This window comes from Krasilnikovia sp. M28-CT-15 (assembly GCF_047159595.1).
GTDB lineage: Bacteria > Actinomycetota > Actinomycetes > Mycobacteriales > Micromonosporaceae > Actinoplanes.
Map to the genome: position 1 here is coordinate 1,985,791 of NZ_BAAGAK010000001.1, position 15,958 is coordinate 2,001,748.

The following is a 15,958-nucleotide window of genomic DNA, read 5'->3' on the forward strand; positions in this document are numbered from 1 at the left end:
GTCCCGGGGTGCCCGGAGTTGCCCCGCCGTGTTCAACCGGGCGGGACGCAGGCCGCCGACGGCGGCCCGGATGCCTCAGGCGGAGAGCGAAGCGACCCGCTTGGCGATGGCCGACTTGCGGTTCGCCGCCTGGTTCTTGTGGATGACGCCCTTGCTGACGGCCTTGTCGAGCTGGCGGGAGGCGTCACGCAGCAGCGCGGTCGCCGTCTCGGCGTTGCCGGCCTCGCTCGCCTCGTTCAGCTTGCGGATCACGGTCTTCAGCGACGACTTGACCGACTTGTTGCGCAGCCGGGCCTTCTCGTTCTGCCGGTTGCGCTTGATCTGGGACTTGATGTTCGCCACGCGACAGCCTTGTCCTGACTAGGTTCGGATGATGTCTCATGCGAGTGGTCACAGCAGCCGACAACGGCGCGTCACCACACGCGAGGAACCACGTTACCAGCACCGCCGCGGGGCGCAAAAACGGCCCGGGGTCGCCCGCCGCGGCCGGCCTACGCCCAGCCGCGCCGTGCCGCCAGCCAGGCCAGCGCCTGACCACCGCTGAACCGCTGATGCTGGCGGCTGTGCGGCGACGCGCTGCTGGGTCCGCCGGCCGCCCGGACCAGCCAGTATCCGGCCAGCGCGGCCAGCGCGCCGTCGATCCCGTCCGGGGGCGCTGCCCAGGGCGCCAGCAGGGCGTCCGCGTCGAGCCCGCTGGCGTACGCGCTGACCAGCAACGTCACGGTGTCGAACCACGGCGCGCCCAGGCACGGCCAGGTCCAGTCGCACAGCCACGCGGCCCCCGTACGGTCGATGAGCACGTTGTCGACCCGCAGGTCGCCGTGCACCATGCCGGTGCCCGACGCCAGCGGCGGCAGGGCTGCCTCGAGGGCCGCCAGCTCACCGAGCCGCGCGGGCACCCACGCGGGCACCGGGGGCATCGCCTCGTGTCCGGCGGCGATCGCGCGCCACCAGGAGTACTCCGCGTGCAGGATCCCGGCCAGCGGTGGCAGTCCCACGGCGGTCAGCTCCGCGGCCGGCGCGCGCAACGCCGCCGCCGCGGCAGACCAGGCGTGCAGCGCCGCTGCCAGGTCGGCCGGGTCCCACGGCAGCGTCGGCACGTGCCCGTCGACCGGGTCGAGGCAGAGCACGAACCAGCCGGCCGCGGCGAGGGTCCAGCGCGGGCGTGCGGCCGGTACGCCGGGCGGCAGGGCGGCCGTGATCGCGGCCTCGCGGGCGTACCAGTCGGCGGTGGGGTCGGTCGTGGCAGCGGCCTTGACGAAGCCACGCGCACCGGTCGTGGTGGTGACCACGGCCGCGAACGCGGTGGTGAAGCCGCCACGGGCGGTGACCGCGGTCGCGACCGGGCCGCCGAGGCGTGCGCTGATCGCGTCGCGCACGGCGGGCGGTAGCGCGGACCAGTCCGGGCGGACCGCGGTGGCTCCGTACGGGACGTCAGGTAGCGAGACGGCGCGCATGCGGACCATCCTGCCGTCCCCCGACCCGGCACACACGGACCGACAATGTCGCACCCGGCTGGCAGCATTCCCGGCATGAGAACGGACGACTTCTGGGCGGTCATCGGCCGGGCGACCGCCGACCGGCCGGGCCGGCCCGCGGAGGTGGCCGAGCGTGCCGTGGCCGAGCTGGCCGCTCGAGACCCGCAGGAGATCGTCGCCTGGGCCCGTCACCTCGACAAGGTGATGGCCGCCTCCGCGACGGAGGACCTGTGGGCGGCGGCATATCTGATCAACGGGGGCTGCTCCGACGACGGCTTCGACCACTTCCGCGGCTGGTTGATCGCGCACGGCAGGGACGCGGTGGCCCAGGCCGTCCGCGCACCGGATTCGCTGGCCGAGCTTCCTGCGGTGCGTGCCGCCGTGGACACCGGCGCCGTGTTCGAGGCGGAGGAGGTGCTGGTCGTCGCGGCGCGGGCGTATGAGCGGGCCACCGGCACCGGGTTGCCCCCGTCGCCGCCCCCGGGGCGCCCGGATCCTGACCAGCTGTGGGACTTCGACAACGAGGACGAGATGCGCCGCCGCCTGCCGCGACTGTCCGCCCTGTTCCTGGAGCCGCCCGAATAGGCGGCTACGACGCCAGGGCGCCGGCGTCCCGCCAGCGACGGCGCTTCGGGGCTGCGGCGTTCGGGGCCAGCTGGATCTGGTTCCGGCCACCCCGCTTGGCCCGGTACAGGGCTTCGTCGGCCTCGCCGAGCAGCGTGCGCTGGCTGCTGTCCGGGCCGGCTGTGGACATGCCGATGCTGATGGTGACCGGCAGTTCCCCGGTGATCGGCTGCCACGGGTGCTCGGCGATGGTCCGGCGCAGGTCCTCCAGCCGGGTCACCGCCCGGCTGGGGTCGGTGCCGCGGATCACCAGGAGGAACTCCTCGCCTCCGAGGCGGGCGGCGAAGCCGTCGGCGCCGACCTCGACCGTGTCGAGCAGCCCCGCGACCGCGGTGAGCACCTGATCTCCGGCCTCGTGCGAGAGGGTGTCGTTGATGCGCTTGAAGTGGTCGAGGTCGAGCAGCGCGATGGTGGCGGGGGAGCCGTCGGCGGCGGCGCGGTGCAGCAGAGCGGGCAGGTTCTCGTCGACGTAGCGGCGGTTACGCAGGCCGGTGAGGGCGTCCCGGAGTGCCTGCTCGCGGAACCATTCGGCCTGGCGGCGCGCTTCGGCGACCTCGAACATGACCTGCCGGTTGCGGGCCTGGACGTCACGTTCGGCGCTGCTGAGGCTCTCCTGGGCGGCGTTGAATTCGCTCAGCGCGAGGTACGCCTCCTTGTAGTCCCCGGCGGCGGCGTGGATCTCGGACAGCTCGAACAGGGCCTGGGCGGCGTTGTATGTCAGCGACAGCCGCGCGCTCTCCCGCTGCACCTGGGCGACCGTGCGCAGGGCCGCGTCCAGGTCGCCTTTGCGGCGTTGCACCAGGGCCAGGGTGAGCAGCAGGTCCGTCTCGGCGTCGGCGTCCTGGGTCAGGTCCTCGCTACGCAGGGCGTCGAGCGCGGCCAGCGCGGCCCGCTCCGCGGTGTCGTGGTCGCCGCAGAGCGTCTCCACCCGGGCGACCGTGTCCAGCACCGAGAAGCCCAGCGGTACCCCGTGCGCCTGCGCGACCTCGCGGAGCCGCGCGAGCACGCCCCGGGCCTGCTCTCCGTTGCCCTCCTCGTACTCCGCGTACGCGTAGTTGTTGAGGGCCATGATCCGCTTGTACACGTTGCCGGTGTCGACCGCGAGCCGGTCGGCCTCCTCGTACCGCTCGCGCGCGGCGTCGGGGGATCCGGTCCGGGCGAACGCGTCGCCGAGTTTGATCACGCAGGCAATCCGGATCGACACGGGGACGGTGTCGTCCTGCGCGTTCACGCACTGCAGGCTGTGATCCAGGGAGGCACCCATGTCACCCATCGCGCGGTGCAGCCGGGCCAGGACGCGGTGGGCGCTGGCCTGTACCCGGCGGCGGTCGTTCGCGTCGGCCCAGGCCAGGACGTCGGACAGGATCCGTGCCGACGCGGCGAGGTCGCCACGGTATTCGTGCATGGTCGCGCGCAGCAGCCGGGCGCGCCAGACCAGCTCGGTCTCACCGTACGTCTCGGCGGCGCCTTCGAGTTCGACCGCGATGCGCTCGGTCTCGGCGACGTCGAAGTCGCCCTCGTCCTCGAACCGGTCGAGCATCCGGGCAGCCGCGGCGGCGTCGAACGGCAGGATGGGTTCCGCCTGCGGCGCTGCTGTCATCTCGCCCCCTGTCGAGTCCGGTCACTTTTCCATCGACCGGGGCAAGGTCGACCTTACGAGGTGAGGCCGCGCTACGACGCCAGGCGGGGCGCGTCGCGCCAGCGCCGGCGCTTCGGCCCGGCGACCGCCTGGGCGACGCTGATCCGGTCCCGGCCGTCCCGTTTCGCCGTGTACAGCGCCGCGTCCGCCTCGCCGAGCAGCGTGCTCTGGGTGCTGTCCGCGGTGGCCGCGGCGACACCGATGCTGGTGGTGACCGGCAGGTCCCCGGTGATCGGCTGCCAGGGGTGACCGGCGATGGTGCGGCGCAGCGCCTCCAGCCGGGTCAGCGCCCCGTCCGCGTCCGTGCCGCGCACCACCACCAGGAACTCCTCGCCGCCGAGCCGCGCGGTGAACCCGTCGGGGCCGGTCTCGACCGCGTCGAGCAGACCCGCCACAGCGGTCAGCACCTGGTCGCCGGCCTCGTGGGACAGGGTGTCGTTGACGCGCTTGAAGTGGTCGAGGTCGAGCAGCGCGATCGTCACCCGGGAGCCGTCGGCGGCAGCGCGGCGCAGCAGCGGCGGCAGGTGCTCGTCGACGTAACGGCGGTTGTGCAGGCCGGTGAGTGCGTCGCGGTGCGCCTGCTCGCGGAACCATTCGGCCTGGCGGCGGGCCTCGGCGACCTCGAACATGACCTGCCGGTTGCGGGCCTGGATCTCGTGCTGCGCGGAGCTGAGCTGCTCCTGGGCGGCGTTGAACGCACGTACGGCGCGGTAGGCACGTTCGAAGTCGCCACCGGCGGCGTGGATCTCGGCCAGCTCGGACAGAGCCTGAGCGGCGTTGGTCACCAGCGGCAGCCGCTCGCACATGCCCTGCACCTCGGTGACGGTGCGCAGCGCAGCCGCCAGGTCACCGCCGCGCCGCTGCACCAGGGCGAGCGTGAGCAGCAGGTCCGTCTCGGCGTCCACCTCCCGCACGCGGTTCTCCCGCCGGAACGTGGCGAGCGCGTCGTGGGCCGCCCGCAGCGCCGCGGTGTGGTCGCCGCACAGCGTCTCCACCCGGGCGACCGTGTCCAGCACGTTGGAGTTGAGCGGCTCGCCGTGTGCGTGCGCGACCTCGCGCAGCCGCGCGAGCACCGCCCGGGCGCCGTCCCCGTCACCCGCCTCGTATTCGGTGTAGGCCCAGTTGTTGAGGGCGCCCATCTGCCGGGACACGATCCCGTGCTCGGTGGCCAGCCGCTCGGCCTGCGCGTAGCGTTCCCGCGCTTCCGGGATCGACCCGGTGATGGCGAACGCGTCGGCCAGCGCGATCAGGCAGCCGATCCGGCTGGAGATCGGGGTGGTGTCGTCGAGCGCGCTCACGCACTGCAGCGTGTGATCGAGGGTGGCGGCCAGGTCGCCCATCATCTTGTACAGCCGGGCCAGTACGCGGTGGGCGCGCGCCTGCACCCGGCGACAGTCGTGGATCTTCGCCCAGTCCAGGGCGTCCGAGAGGATGCGCACCGCTTCGGCGGGCTCACCGCGGCATTCCAGCATGTCGGCGCGCAGCAGCCGGGCGCGCCAGAGCAGCTCGGTCTCGCCGTTCGCGGCGGCGGTCACCTCGTACTGGGCCGCGAGCCGCTCGGCCTCGGCCATGTCGAAGTCGGAGCTGTCCTCGTATTCGTCGAATATCCGGTTCGCGGCGTCGCGGTCGAACGGTGCGCCGGTGCCGTCCTCGGGTGCCGGGGCCGCCACGTCCGTGGCCGGGTGCGCCTGTGGCGTGCCGTTCATGTCGCCCCCCGATCTCCGGTCCCGTCGTACCGATCGACCAGGGGCCGGCGGAACTGACCCGAGGATTGCTGACCGGGTGGAACAGGGGTGCTCGCTGGACGGCGGCCGGGCGCAGGGAGCCCGGGCCCGGGTGTGGACCGAGCGCCGACGCAGGCGTGGGACGATAGGTGGCGGTCGGCGTGTGCGCCGGCCGGCCCACACGCATCCAGCGCAGACGCATCCAGCTCGAGAAGAACGGACGATCGTGCCTGCACCGCTCGACCCCGTGAACGTCATCGGAGCGACCGACCCCGGCCGCATCCGTAACTTCTGCATCATCGCGCACATCGACCACGGCAAGTCGACACTGGCCGACCGCATGCTGCAGATCACCGGGGTGGTCGACCCACGCCAGATGCGCGCGCAGTACCTCGACCGGATGGACATCGAGCGCGAGCGCGGCATCACGATCAAGTCGCAGGCCGTGCGCATGCCGTGGGTGGTCCGGGAGGGCGAGCAACAGGGCCAGTCCGCGGTCCTCAACATGATCGACACCCCCGGCCACGTCGACTTCACGTACGAGGTGTCGCGCAGTCTCGCCGCCTGCGAGGGCGCGATCCTGCTGGTCGACGCCGCGCAGGGGATCGAGGCGCAGACGCTGGCCAACCTGTACCTGGCCATGGAGAACGACCTGCACGTCATCCCGGTGCTCAACAAGATCGACCTGCCCGCCGCCCAGCCGGAGAAGTACGCCGAGGAGCTGGCGAAGCTGATCGGCGTCGAGCCGAGCGACGTGCTGCGCGTCTCCGGCAAGACCGGGGTGGGTGTCGACCACCTGCTCGACGAGATCGTGCGCGAGTTCAAGCCCCCGGTGGGCGACGCGGCGGCACCGGCCCGGGCGATGATCTTCGACTCGGTGTACGACGTGTACCGCGGCGTGGTCACCTACGTCCGGGTGATCGACGGCAGGATCGAGGCCCGGGACCGGATCAAGATGATGTCGACGGGCGCGGTGCACGAGCTGCTCGAGATCGGGGTGGTCTCACCCGAGATGGAGAAGGCCGGTGCGCTGGGCGTCGGCGAGGTCGGCTACCTGATCACGGGCGTGAAGGACGTGCGCCAGTCCCGGGTCGGCGACACGGTCACCGGCAACGCGCGCCCGGCCGCCGAGCCGCTGGGCGGCTACAAGGACCCGAAGCCGATGGTGTATTCGGGGCTGTACCCGATCGACGGCTCGGACTACCCGGCGCTGCGCGACGCCCTGGACAAGCTCAAGCTCAACGACGCCGCGCTGACCTACGAGCCGGAGACCAGTGCGGCGCTGGGCTTCGGGTTCCGCTGCGGCTACCTGGGACTGCTGCACCTGGAGATCATCGGGGAACGCCTGGAGCGCGAGTTCAACCTCGACCTCATCTCCACCGCGCCGAACGTGGTGTACCGCGTCTACACCGAGGACGCCGTGGAGCACGTCGTCACGAACCCGAGCGAGTTCCCCGAGGGCAAGATCGCCGAGATCCACGAACCGGTCGTACGCGCGACGGTGCTGGTGCCCAACGAGTACGTCGGCGCGGTGATGGAGCTGTGCCAGAGCCGCCGTGGCCAGATGCTGGGCATGGAGTACCTGTCGTCGGAGCGGGTCGAGCTGCGCTACACGCTGCCGCTCGCGGAGATCATCTTCGACTTCTTCGACCAGCTGAAGAGCAAGACCAAGGGCTACGCGTCGCTGGACTACGAGCCCACGGGGGAGCAGGTCGCCGATCTGGTCAAGGTGGACATCCTGCTGCACGGCGAGCCGGTCGACGCGTTCAGCGCCATCGTGCACAAGGACAAGGCGTACAACTACGGGGTCACCATCGCCGCGAAGCTGCAGAAGCTGATCCCGCGGCAGCAGTTCGAGGTGCCGATCCAGGCGGCCATCGGCAGCCGCATCATCGCCCGCGAGACCATCCGGGCGATCCGCAAGGACGTGCTGGCTAAGTGCTACGGCGGCGACATCAGCCGCAAGCGCAAGCTGCTGGAGAAGCAGAAGGAAGGCAAGAAGCGGATGAAGATGGTCGGCCGCGTCGAGGTGCCCCAGGAAGCCTTCATCGCCGCGCTGTCGACCTCCGACTCGGTCGAGACCAAGGGCACCGGAAAGAAGTAGCCCGGGTTTGACGAGGGCGCGGACGGGAAATTGGAGGGGCCTGAACATAAGACCCCCCAAGGAGGTTTCCCATGACTGTCACCGGCATCCTCAGCGCCATCATCGTCGGCCTGATCATCGGCGCGCTGGGCCGCCTCGTGGTACCTGGTCGCCAGAGCATCCCGATCTGGCTGACCATGGTGATCGGTGTCGTCGCCGCGCTGCTGGGGACGGTGCTGGCCCGGGCGGTGGGCGTCGCGGACACCCAGGGCATGGACTGGACCGAGCTGCTCTTCCAGGTGGTGCTGGCGGCAGTCGGGGTCGCCCTGGTGGTCGGTGCCACCGCCCGCCGCGGCATCACCCGCTGAGCCGGTCGGCCGCCCTGCCCGCGAGTACCGGCGCGGCGCTCAGTACCGGAACTTGTGCTGGGCGCTGCGCCGGTTCACCCGGGCGGGCAGGTCGCCGACGTGGTCGAGCCGGGGGAGCCGTTCCCCCGGCTCATGGCCGTCGGTGACGTCGCGCATCGTCACCACGAAACCCTGAACCAGCCGGTCCTCGCGCAGATCCCGGTACGTGGCCTCGACGAACACCTGGGTGTGGTCGGGCCGCAGCAGCGCACAGAACACCACCCCGTCCCCTTCGGCCCGCAACGCCTGGCGCACCTGCTCCCGGTCGTCCGGGTGCACGAGGTCGTGCAGGGTGGCCAGCGGGGCCAGCTCCGCGACGCCGACGAGCCGGCGTACGGCGGGACTGGCGTAGCGGATGTGCTGGTCGGAGTCGATGACCAGCATGGCGTCGGCGGTGTTGCGGATGACCGCCCGCAGGTACAGGTCGCTGTCGCGGCGGCCCACCGCGTCGACCAGCGAGATGCGGTCCAGTGCGAGGGCCGCCTGCCCCGCCAGCACCTCCAGCGTGTCGCGGGTCGGGCCGAGCAGCTCCCGGGCGCCGGTGAGCACGAGCGCCCCACCGCTGGGCCGGGCCACCGCGAGGGGTTCCAGCCACAATGGGCAGACCAGGGTCGCCTCGCCGTCCGCGGTGGCCGGGTGGGGCAGCCACCAGCTGCGCTCGCGGTGGCCCGGGACGATGGAATCCGGCCGCGGCTCGGTTGCCCCGGGTGCGAACCGGCGGTCGTCCACGACGGGCGGTGCGGCGAGGGCGAGCTGGCGGTCGTCCGTGGCGAAGGTTATCCCGCGTACGCCGTCGGGCAGCAGTTGGTGCACGGCGGCGCGGACCGCCTCGTTCACGGCGGGCAGATCGGCGGCGGCCACCAGGGCCGCGCTGGCCTCACGGAGCCCCCGCTCACGGGTCAGTGCCGCACTGTGCTGGCTGAGTGAGTCGGCCAGCCGGGTGAACGTGAGCACCACAGTGATCATGCTTGCGGCGGCGATCACCACCCCGTCGGTGACCCCGGTGGTGACCGCCTCGACGAGCAGTACCACCGGAGGGGTCGCCACGGACACCGCCAGCAGGGCGGCCCACCGGCTGCGCCACGGGGTCGGGTGCGCCGGGTACGGCGCGGTCAGCCGGGCCATCGACGGGTGCAGCGCGGCGGCGCCCCACGTCACGTACAGGATCGTGTAGCCGGTCTCGGCGAGCGGGCCGGGGGACAGCGGATAGGTCAGGTCGGCGGCCAGCAGGCCGAGCGCGCCCGCGAGCAGCAGCAGCGCGGACCAGTTGCGCCATGCCGTCACGGTCAGGCGGGCCGCCACCGCGATCAGCAGCAGGTCGCCGAGCACGTCGGCGGCGGAGATGGCGCCGATGTCGCCGGTGCCACCCAGCACGAAGACCCAGACGACGAGCAGGACCGAGCAGGCGCAGGCCAGCAGATCGATGAGCCGGGCCCGGTCGACCAGGACGGCGCCGCCGCGGGTGAGCTGCAGCAGGCACAGTGCCAGGAGCGGAAACATGATCGCGTACGAGAGGTCGGCGGAGGTCGTCTCGCCGAGGGCGTAGCACACGTCGCCGACCGCGAGGCTGGTCAGCGCACCGGCCAGGAGCAGCCACGGCCCGACGCGGGCGGGTCTGTTCCGGTGGACGCCCACGAGGACGGCGGTGACGCTCGCGGCTCCGAGCGCGATCCATTCCACAGCCCCTGACACGCCCTTACTAGTACCAGGGCGGTAGCTGTCTGTCCATATCGATATATACGCAGCGCTATGACCTGCGATGATTCGTCACACCACGGAGAGCAATGTGAACGGAGGGCCGAGCCAGCCGGGATTATCCACTCACATCCGTTGATTTCCTGGTCAGTGGAACACTTCGGCCATCACGGCCCGCCCGCCCGCCGCCTCCGACGCGGTTACCGGCTGCCATTTCCCCGCCTCGGCTCGCCACTCAAGGTCAGCAAAACGTACCCGTTCGAGGCCGGTGGTCCGGGCGTGGGCGACCAGCCAGTGGGCATACCGCCAGCCGGTGTCGGCATCCGTCACGGCCAGGGTGAGACCGTTCGCCTGCCGGGCCCGCGCCGGGACCTTCGTGCCCCAGTCCTGGCGCAGCGCCTGGGTGAGCGCGTCGGCCGCCGCGGCCCCGCGCAGCGCGGGCTCACCGGCCATGGTGCAGGCCACCGCGCCGGTGGCGCGTCCCGTCAGCGCCCGGGCCAGCACCGCGGACTCGTCCGCCCACTTCTCGTACGCGTTCGGGAACGCCGAGCGCTGTACCTTCTGCGCGGCGTCGGTGACCCGCATCTTCTCCCACCCCTTGACCTTCTTCAGGGCGGAGTAGAACTTGTCCGCGGCGTACCGCGGGTCCTGGATGTTCTCGGGCGTGCCCCAGCCCTGGCTCGGCCGCTGCTGGAACAGCCCGACGGAGTCGCGGTCGCCGTCGCCGCGGTTCTCCAGTTTCGACTCCTGGAACGCGGTGGCCAGCGCGACGACCACGGCCCGCTCGGGCATCTTGTGGCGCACGCCGACCGCGGTGATCGTGGCGGCGTTGGCCATCTGCACCGCGTCCAGCGCCACCTGGCCGTCGGCCTCGACGATGCAATCCGGGCCGAGGTGGGGCAGCTTGCCACCCATGGAATTGACCGCGGTGACCACGGCCACCGCGGCCACGAGGACGAGCACCGCGATCAGGACGATCGGCCGTCTTCGCACGCGCACCCCCTCTTCGCTGGCACCCCAGCGTAGTCAACGGGTGCGCGTCACTCTCCGATCAGCCGTTCGCCGCGCTGGGTATCCAGGTGGCCGGGCGCTTCTCCCGGAAGGCCGCCACCCCCTCGACGCCCTCGTCCGAGCGGAAGTAGCCCGCCGACTGCTCGGACAGCTCGGCCAGTTCCTCCCGGATCGAGCCGGAGGGCGCCCGGCGCAGCAGTTGCTTCGCGCCCGCCAGGGCGAGCGGCCCGCCCCGCACCAGCGAGTCGCAGTACGCGGCGACCGTCTTGTCCAGCGCCTCGTCCTCGACCGCCCGGGTGACCAGGCCGATCTCGGCCGCCCGCACCCCGTCGAACACGTCGCCGGTGAGGTACAGCTCGGCCGCCGCCCGGGAGGACAGGCGCGGCAGCACCGTGGCGCTGATCACAGCCGGGATCACGCCGAGGCGTACCTCGGAGAACGCGAACGTCGCCGCGCGCGTGCAGACGGCGATGTCGGCGGCCGCGACCAGGCCGAGCCCGCCCGCGCGGGCCGGTCCGGCCAACCGGGCCACCACCGGCTTGGGGAACTCCCACAGCTCGGTCAGCACACCGGCCAGCAGCTCGGCGGGCACCTGGGCGCCCTCCTTCGCCCGCGCGGTCTCCTTCAGGTCGGCGCCCGAGCAGAAGACGGGGCCGGTGTGCGAGAGCACCACGGCCCGCACGGCGGGATCGTTCTGGGCTTCGGTAAGCGCGTCGAGCAGCTCTTCCATCAGGTGGCTGGACAGGGCATTGCGGTTGGCCGGGCTGTCCAGAGTCACGGTGGTGATCCCGGCGGCGGTGGCGGTACGGACCAGATCCATGCGCCCGACCTTATCGGCGGCCGTGCACACTTGAGAGATGCCCGGTCCCCTGCCCGACGGCGAGCCCGTCCCCGATGACGGCTCGCTGCCCGCCGCCGCCCTGACCGAGGTGGGTGCCCGGGGCTTCGGCGTCTACGTGCACGTGCCGTTCTGTGCCAGCCGGTGCGGGTACTGCGACTTCAACACGTACACGGCCAGTGAGCTGGGCGGTGGGGCGAGCCGGGAGGGCTACGCCGACGCGGTGCTGGCCGAGCTGGCCCTGGCCGCCCGGGTGCTGGACAACCCGCCACCGCGGGTGGACACGGTCTTCGTCGGCGGCGGCACCCCGACCCTGCTCGACCCGGACGACCTGGCCCGCATCCTGGAGGGCATCGACGCCGCCTGGGGTCTGGCCGCCGACGCGGAGGTCACCACCGAGGCCAACCCGGAGTCGGTCACCCCGCGCTCGCTGCAGCGGCTGCGCAAGGCCGGGTACACCCGGATCTCGCTGGGCATGCAGTCGGTCGCGCCCGGGGTTCTCCAGGTGCTGGAGCGACGGCACACCGCCGGCCGTGCGCCGCAGGCCGCGACCGAGGCCCGGGAGGCCGGGTTCGACCACGTGAACCTCGACCTGATCTACGGCACTCCGGGGGAGACCGCGGACGACTTCGCCGCGTCGCTGGCCGCCGCGACCGGCGCCGGGGTCGACCACGTCAGCGCGTACGCCCTGATCGTGGAGGACGGCACCCGGATGGCCGCGCGGATGCGCCGGGGCGAGCTGCCGTACCCGGATGACGACGTGGCCGCGGACCGCTACCTGGCCGCGGACGCCGCGCTCGGCGCGGCCGGTCTGTCCTGGTACGAGGTGAGCAACTGGGCGGCCACGCCCGCCGCCCGGTGCCGGCACAACCTGCTGTACTGGACCGGCGGGGACTGGTGGGGCCTGGGGCCCGGGGCGCACAGCCACGTCGGCGGGGTGCGCTGGTGGAACGTCAAGCATCCGACAACGTATGCGGCCCGGCTGGCCGGGGGCGTCTCGCCCGGGCAGGCCCGGGAGCTGCTCACCGACGCCGACCGGCACACCGAGGACGTCATGCTGCGGGTACGCCTGGCCGACGGGCTGCCGCTGGCCGCGCTGGACGCACCCGGGCTGGCCGGTGCCCGGCGGGCGCACGACGACGGACTCCTGGACCCGGCGGCGTACGCGGCCGGGCGGGTGGTGCTGACCCTGCGCGGGCGGCTGCTGGCCGACGCGGTCGTGCGCGACCTGCTGCCGTAGCGGGGTCGGGCGCCGGGGGCGACCCGGCGCCACGACCGGCGGTGCTACTTGATCATCGAGACGGCCATCGGGTACTGGTACGGCTCGTTGTTGTTGGCCTTGACGCCGGCGATGATGCCGAAGACCGTACCCATGATCACCGCGGCGATCAGCGGGAGGAAACCGATCAGGATGCAGGTCAGCGCGTAGCCGACCACCGCGATGATCGTCCACAGCAGCTGGAAGTTGAGCGCCGCCACCGCGTGCTGGCGCACGATCGGGGACTGGTTGCCGCGAGCCAGCAGCGCCACCAGCGGGCCGATCCAGCCCGCCGCGCCACCACCGAAGAACGCGCCCGCCGCGCCGCCGAAGTGGGCGACCAGGATCCAGGTCTTGTCCTCGTCGGTGCCGCCGGAGTTGTAGCCGTACTGCGGCGGGGTGCCCCCGGTCGGGTAGCCGCCGCCGGGCGGAGGCCCGTAGCCACCGGACGGCGGCGGAGCGTAACCGCCCGCGCCGGAGCTGGGCGGCGGGTAACCACCGGCACCGGAGCTGGGCGGCGGGGTGCCGTACGTGGGCGGCTGGGGTGCCCCCGGCGGAGGCGGCGGAGCCGACCCGGAGGTCGGCTCGTTGCCCGTGTATGGGTTGAACGGCGCGGTGGGGTCCGAAGGGTTCCCCTCACCGGGCGGGCGCGGCGGTTCAGTCATGCCAGAGAGGGTAGGGCCGCAGCTCAACACGGTCGAGGTCAACATGCGGACGGCGTCGAAGAATAGACAGTCGGCTAAGGGACCCCGGCCGGGTGGCGCGCGATCATCGCGCCATCGGCCGCGGCGACGTAGACTGGCACTCGCTCAAGCCGAGTGCCAGTCAGGTGCTGTCGACCAGACCGGGGGGAGGGGTCCGATGAGTCTCGATGACCGCAAGCTCGAGGTGCTGCGCGCCATCGTCGAGGACTACGTCGCCACTCAGGAACCCGTGGGCAGCAAAGCCCTGGTCGAGCGGCATCAGCTCGGTGTCTCCCCGGCGACCGTGCGCAACGACATGGCCGTGCTGGAGGAGGAGGGCTACATCCGCCAGCCGCACACCAGCGCGGGGCGGGTGCCGACCGACCTCGGCTACCGGCTGTTCGTCGACCGGCTGTCCCGGGTTAAGCCGCTGAGCCCGGCCGAGCGCCGGGCGATCGAGCGGTTCCTGGTCGGCGCGGTCGACCTCGACGACGTGGTGCACCGTACGGTGCGGCTGCTGGCCCAGCTCACCCGGCACGTCGCGGTGGTGCAGTACCCGAGCCTGTCCCGGTCCGCGGTACGCCATCTGGAACTGGTGCCGATCTCCACCACCCGGCTGCTGCTCGTGATGATCACGGACACCGGCCGGGTCGAGCAGCGCCTGGTCGAGCTGCCCGCCCCGGTGGGCCCCGACGACGTCACGGAGCTGCGCCGCCGGTGCAACGAGAAACTGGCCGGGCAGAAGCTCGCGGACACTCCGCCGCTGGTCCAGGGCCTGGTCGACGAGACCGCACCGGAACGCCGGACCACGATGGCGTGCCTGGCCACGGTGCTGCTGGAGACGCTGGTGGAGCGCGGCGAGGAGCGTGTGGCCCTGGCCGGCACGGCCAACCTGGCGCGCGCCAGCGTGCTGGATTTCCAGGGCACCCTGCGCCCCGTCCTGGAAGCCCTGGAGGAGGAGGTCATCCTCCTCAAGCTGATCGGCGAGGTGGAGCCGAGCACCACCCGGGTCCGCATCGGCGACGAAAACAAGATCGACAATCTGCGGTCGACGTCGGTGGTCAGCACGGGCTACGGCCCGGGTGCCACCATCGTCGGTGGGCTGGGCGTGCTCGGCCCCACCCGCATGGACTACCCCGGCACCATCGCTACCGTGCGTGCCGTGGCACGCTACATGGGCGACCTGCTGGCACAGAACTGACGGATTCGCGACGACGAGTGCCCGCACCGGGCGTAGGCAGACATGAGGACTCGAAACCCAGTGGCCAAGGACTACTACGGAATTCTCGGGATCAACCGGGATGCCACCGACGACGAGATCAAGCGCGCGTACCGCAAGCTCGCTCGCCAGTTCCACCCGGACGTGAACCCCGATCCGGAGGCGCACGAGAAGTTCAAGGACATCAACGCGGCGTACGAGGTCCTCTCCGACGACCAGAAGCGGCAGATCGTCGACCTCGGCGGCGACCCGCTGGCCCCCGGGGGCGGCGGCGGACCGGCCGGGCCCGGCGGCGCGGGGCCGTTCGTCGGCTTCCAGGACATCATGGACGCCTTCTTCGGCACGGCGGCCGGTGGCGGCGCCCGTGGCCCGCGCCCGCGTACCCGTCCGGGCGCCGACGCGATCCTGCGCCTCGAACTCGACCTGGTGGAGACCGCGTTCGGGGTGGAGGCGCCGATCACGGTCGACACCGCGGTGCTGTGCACCCAGTGCACCGGCGCGGGCACCGCACCCGGCACCCACCTGGCCACGTGCGAGACCTGCGGCGGGCGCGGCGAGGTGCAGTCCGTGCAGCGCACGTTCCTGGGCCAGGTGGTCTCGTCCCGGCCCTGCCAGGTCTGCCAGGGCCACGGCACGGTCATCCCGCACCCCTGCCCGACCTGCGCGGGCGACGGCCGCATCCGTACCCGCCGCTCCCTGACCGTCAAGATCCCGGCCGGGGTCGAGGACGGCATGCGGATCCGCCTCGCCCAGCAGGGCGAGGTCGGGCCGGGCGGCGGCACCGCCGGCGACCTGTACGTCGAGATCCACGAACGCCCGCACGACGTCTACTCCCGCAAGGGTGACGACCTGCACTGTCGCGTCACGCTGCCGATGACCGCGGCCGCGCTCGGCACCCGGCTGACCATCAAGACCCTCGACAGCGAGGAGGCGATCGAGGTCAAGCCCGGCACCCAGCCCGCCTCCACGCTGCGCATCCGCGGCAAGGGGGTGCCGCACCTGCGCGGCCAGGGGCGCGGCGACCTCTTCGTCCACCTCGACGTCAAGACCCCCACCAAGATCACCGCTGAGCAGGAGCGCCTGCTGCGGGAGTTCGCCAAGACCCGCGGGGAGGACGTGGCCGAGCTGAGCAAGCAGGGCGGCTTCTTCTCGCGGATGCGCGACGCCTTCAACGGACATTGATCTTCTTTCGATGATTTTTGTCCCAGGCCCGTCGGGGCCTGGGGCCGTCGCTCCCGCGGAGACCGGGCGCGGGCGCCCATTTCGCCTGACGGCTCATGACCGGGCACCCGCACCCTG

Annotated in this window: 14 protein-coding genes; 6 read left to right on the plus strand and 8 right to left on the minus strand. The window is 72.2% G+C overall.

The features are described 5' to 3' along the window. Positions 1–75 precede the first annotated feature (75 nt). Both rpsT and ACMCNO_RS09470 read right to left on the minus strand, forming a co-directional pair. On the minus strand, positions 76–342 hold the full coding sequence (gene rpsT, locus ACMCNO_RS09465) for a 30S ribosomal protein S20 (RefSeq protein ID WP_130511184.1): 267 nt from the start codon (positions 340–342) through the stop codon (positions 76–78). Between the two features lie 149 nt (positions 343–491). Then, on the minus strand, positions 492–1,457 hold the full coding sequence (locus ACMCNO_RS09470; protein WP_412749027.1) for a phosphotransferase: 966 nt from the start codon (positions 1,455–1,457) through the stop codon (positions 492–494). A gap of 75 nt (positions 1,458–1,532) precedes the next feature. Here ACMCNO_RS09470 and ACMCNO_RS09475 point away from each other — a divergent pair, with 75 nt between their 5' ends. Further along, a complete protein-coding gene (locus tag ACMCNO_RS09475) occupies positions 1,533–2,063 on the plus strand; it encodes a DUF4240 domain-containing protein (RefSeq protein WP_412749028.1) in 531 nt (176 codons plus the stop codon). A 4-nt stretch (positions 2,064–2,067) separates the two neighbouring features. On the opposite strand, the gene ACMCNO_RS09480 is transcribed toward ACMCNO_RS09475, so the two are convergent. After that, positions 2,068–3,702: a diguanylate cyclase gene (locus tag ACMCNO_RS09480; protein WP_412749029.1), complete on the minus strand. Its 1,635-nt coding sequence runs from the start codon at positions 3,700–3,702 to the stop codon at positions 2,068–2,070. A 71-nt stretch (positions 3,703–3,773) separates the two neighbouring features. Further along, on the minus strand, positions 3,774–5,447 hold the full coding sequence (locus ACMCNO_RS09485) for a diguanylate cyclase (protein WP_412749030.1): 1,674 nt from the start codon (positions 5,445–5,447) through the stop codon (positions 3,774–3,776). Positions 5,448–5,691: 244 nt separating this feature from the next. Here ACMCNO_RS09485 and lepA point away from each other — a divergent pair, with 244 nt between their 5' ends. Together lepA and ACMCNO_RS09495 are read left to right on the plus strand one after the other, a co-directional pair. Continuing rightward, complete coding sequence (gene lepA / locus ACMCNO_RS09490) at positions 5,692–7,569, plus strand: translation elongation factor 4 (protein ID WP_412749031.1); 1,878 nt, start codon at positions 5,692–5,694, stop codon at positions 7,567–7,569. A 71-nt stretch (positions 7,570–7,640) separates the two neighbouring features. Further along, positions 7,641–7,916, plus strand: a complete 276-nt coding sequence (locus ACMCNO_RS09495; protein ID WP_412749032.1) for a GlsB/YeaQ/YmgE family stress response membrane protein — start codon at positions 7,641–7,643, stop codon at positions 7,914–7,916. Between the two features lie 39 nt (positions 7,917–7,955). On the opposite strand, the gene ACMCNO_RS09500 is transcribed toward ACMCNO_RS09495, so the two are convergent. From ACMCNO_RS09500 to ACMCNO_RS09510, 3 genes are all read right to left on the minus strand, one after another. Beyond that, complete coding sequence (locus ACMCNO_RS09500) at positions 7,956–9,647, minus strand: PAS domain-containing protein (protein WP_412749033.1); 1,692 nt, start codon at positions 9,645–9,647, stop codon at positions 7,956–7,958. Positions 9,648–9,797: 150 nt separating this feature from the next. Next, positions 9,798–10,649 carry a hypothetical protein gene (locus ACMCNO_RS09505; protein WP_412749034.1) on the minus strand — a complete coding sequence of 284 codons (852 nt, stop codon included), beginning with the start codon at positions 10,647–10,649 and terminating at the stop codon, positions 9,798–9,800. Positions 10,650–10,701: 52 nt separating this feature from the next. After that, complete coding sequence (locus ACMCNO_RS09510; protein WP_412749035.1) at positions 10,702–11,481, minus strand: enoyl-CoA hydratase-related protein; 780 nt, start codon at positions 11,479–11,481, stop codon at positions 10,702–10,704. 37 nt (positions 11,482–11,518) lie between these two features. Here ACMCNO_RS09510 and hemW point away from each other — a divergent pair, with 37 nt between their 5' ends. Further along, on the plus strand, positions 11,519–12,739 hold the full coding sequence (gene hemW / locus ACMCNO_RS09515) for a radical SAM family heme chaperone HemW (RefSeq protein ID WP_412749036.1): 1,221 nt from the start codon (positions 11,519–11,521) through the stop codon (positions 12,737–12,739). Positions 12,740–12,783: 44 nt separating this feature from the next. Here hemW and ACMCNO_RS09520 read toward each other — a convergent pair whose 3' ends face one another. Next, entirely contained in the window at positions 12,784–13,422 is a 639-nt protein-coding gene (locus ACMCNO_RS09520; RefSeq protein ID WP_412749037.1) for a DUF4870 domain-containing protein, read from the minus strand. Between the two features lie 196 nt (positions 13,423–13,618). On the opposite strand from ACMCNO_RS09520, the gene hrcA reads away from it, so the two are divergent. Together hrcA and dnaJ are read left to right on the plus strand one after the other, a co-directional pair. Further along, positions 13,619–14,641 (plus strand): heat-inducible transcriptional repressor HrcA, encoded by a 1,023-nt coding sequence (gene hrcA, locus ACMCNO_RS09525; protein ID WP_412749038.1) that lies wholly within the window; start codon positions 13,619–13,621, stop codon positions 14,639–14,641. A 60-nt stretch (positions 14,642–14,701) separates the two neighbouring features. Beyond that, positions 14,702–15,841: a molecular chaperone DnaJ gene (gene dnaJ / locus ACMCNO_RS09530; protein ID WP_412753659.1), complete on the plus strand. Its 1,140-nt coding sequence runs from the start codon at positions 14,702–14,704 to the stop codon at positions 15,839–15,841. Positions 15,842–15,958: the final 117 nt, after the last annotated feature.

Coding starts and splice junctions, on each gene's coding strand:
- ACMCNO_RS09475 (WP_412749028.1), top strand. CDS start 1,533: ATGAGAACGGACGACTTCTGGGCGGTCATCGGCCGGGCGACCGCCGAC.
- ACMCNO_RS09480 (WP_412749029.1), bottom strand. CDS start 3,702: ATGACAGCAGCGCCGCAGGCGGAACCCATCCTGCCGTTCGACGCCGCC.
- ACMCNO_RS09485 (WP_412749030.1), bottom strand. CDS start 5,447: ATGAACGGCACGCCACAGGCGCACCCGGCCACGGACGTGGCGGCCCCG.
- ACMCNO_RS09520 (WP_412749037.1), bottom strand. CDS start 13,422: ATGACTGAACCGCCGCGCCCGCCCGGTGAGGGGAACCCTTCGGACCCC.
- ACMCNO_RS09510 (WP_412749035.1), bottom strand. CDS start 11,481: ATGGATCTGGTCCGTACCGCCACCGCCGCCGGGATCACCACCGTGACT.
- hrcA (WP_412749038.1), top strand. CDS start 13,619: ATGAGTCTCGATGACCGCAAGCTCGAGGTGCTGCGCGCCATCGTCGAG.
- ACMCNO_RS09470 (WP_412749027.1), bottom strand. CDS start 1,457: ATGCGCGCCGTCTCGCTACCTGACGTCCCGTACGGAGCCACCGCGGTC.
- hemW (WP_412749036.1), top strand. CDS start 11,519: ATGCCCGGTCCCCTGCCCGACGGCGAGCCCGTCCCCGATGACGGCTCG.
- ACMCNO_RS09495 (WP_412749032.1), top strand. CDS start 7,641: ATGACTGTCACCGGCATCCTCAGCGCCATCATCGTCGGCCTGATCATC.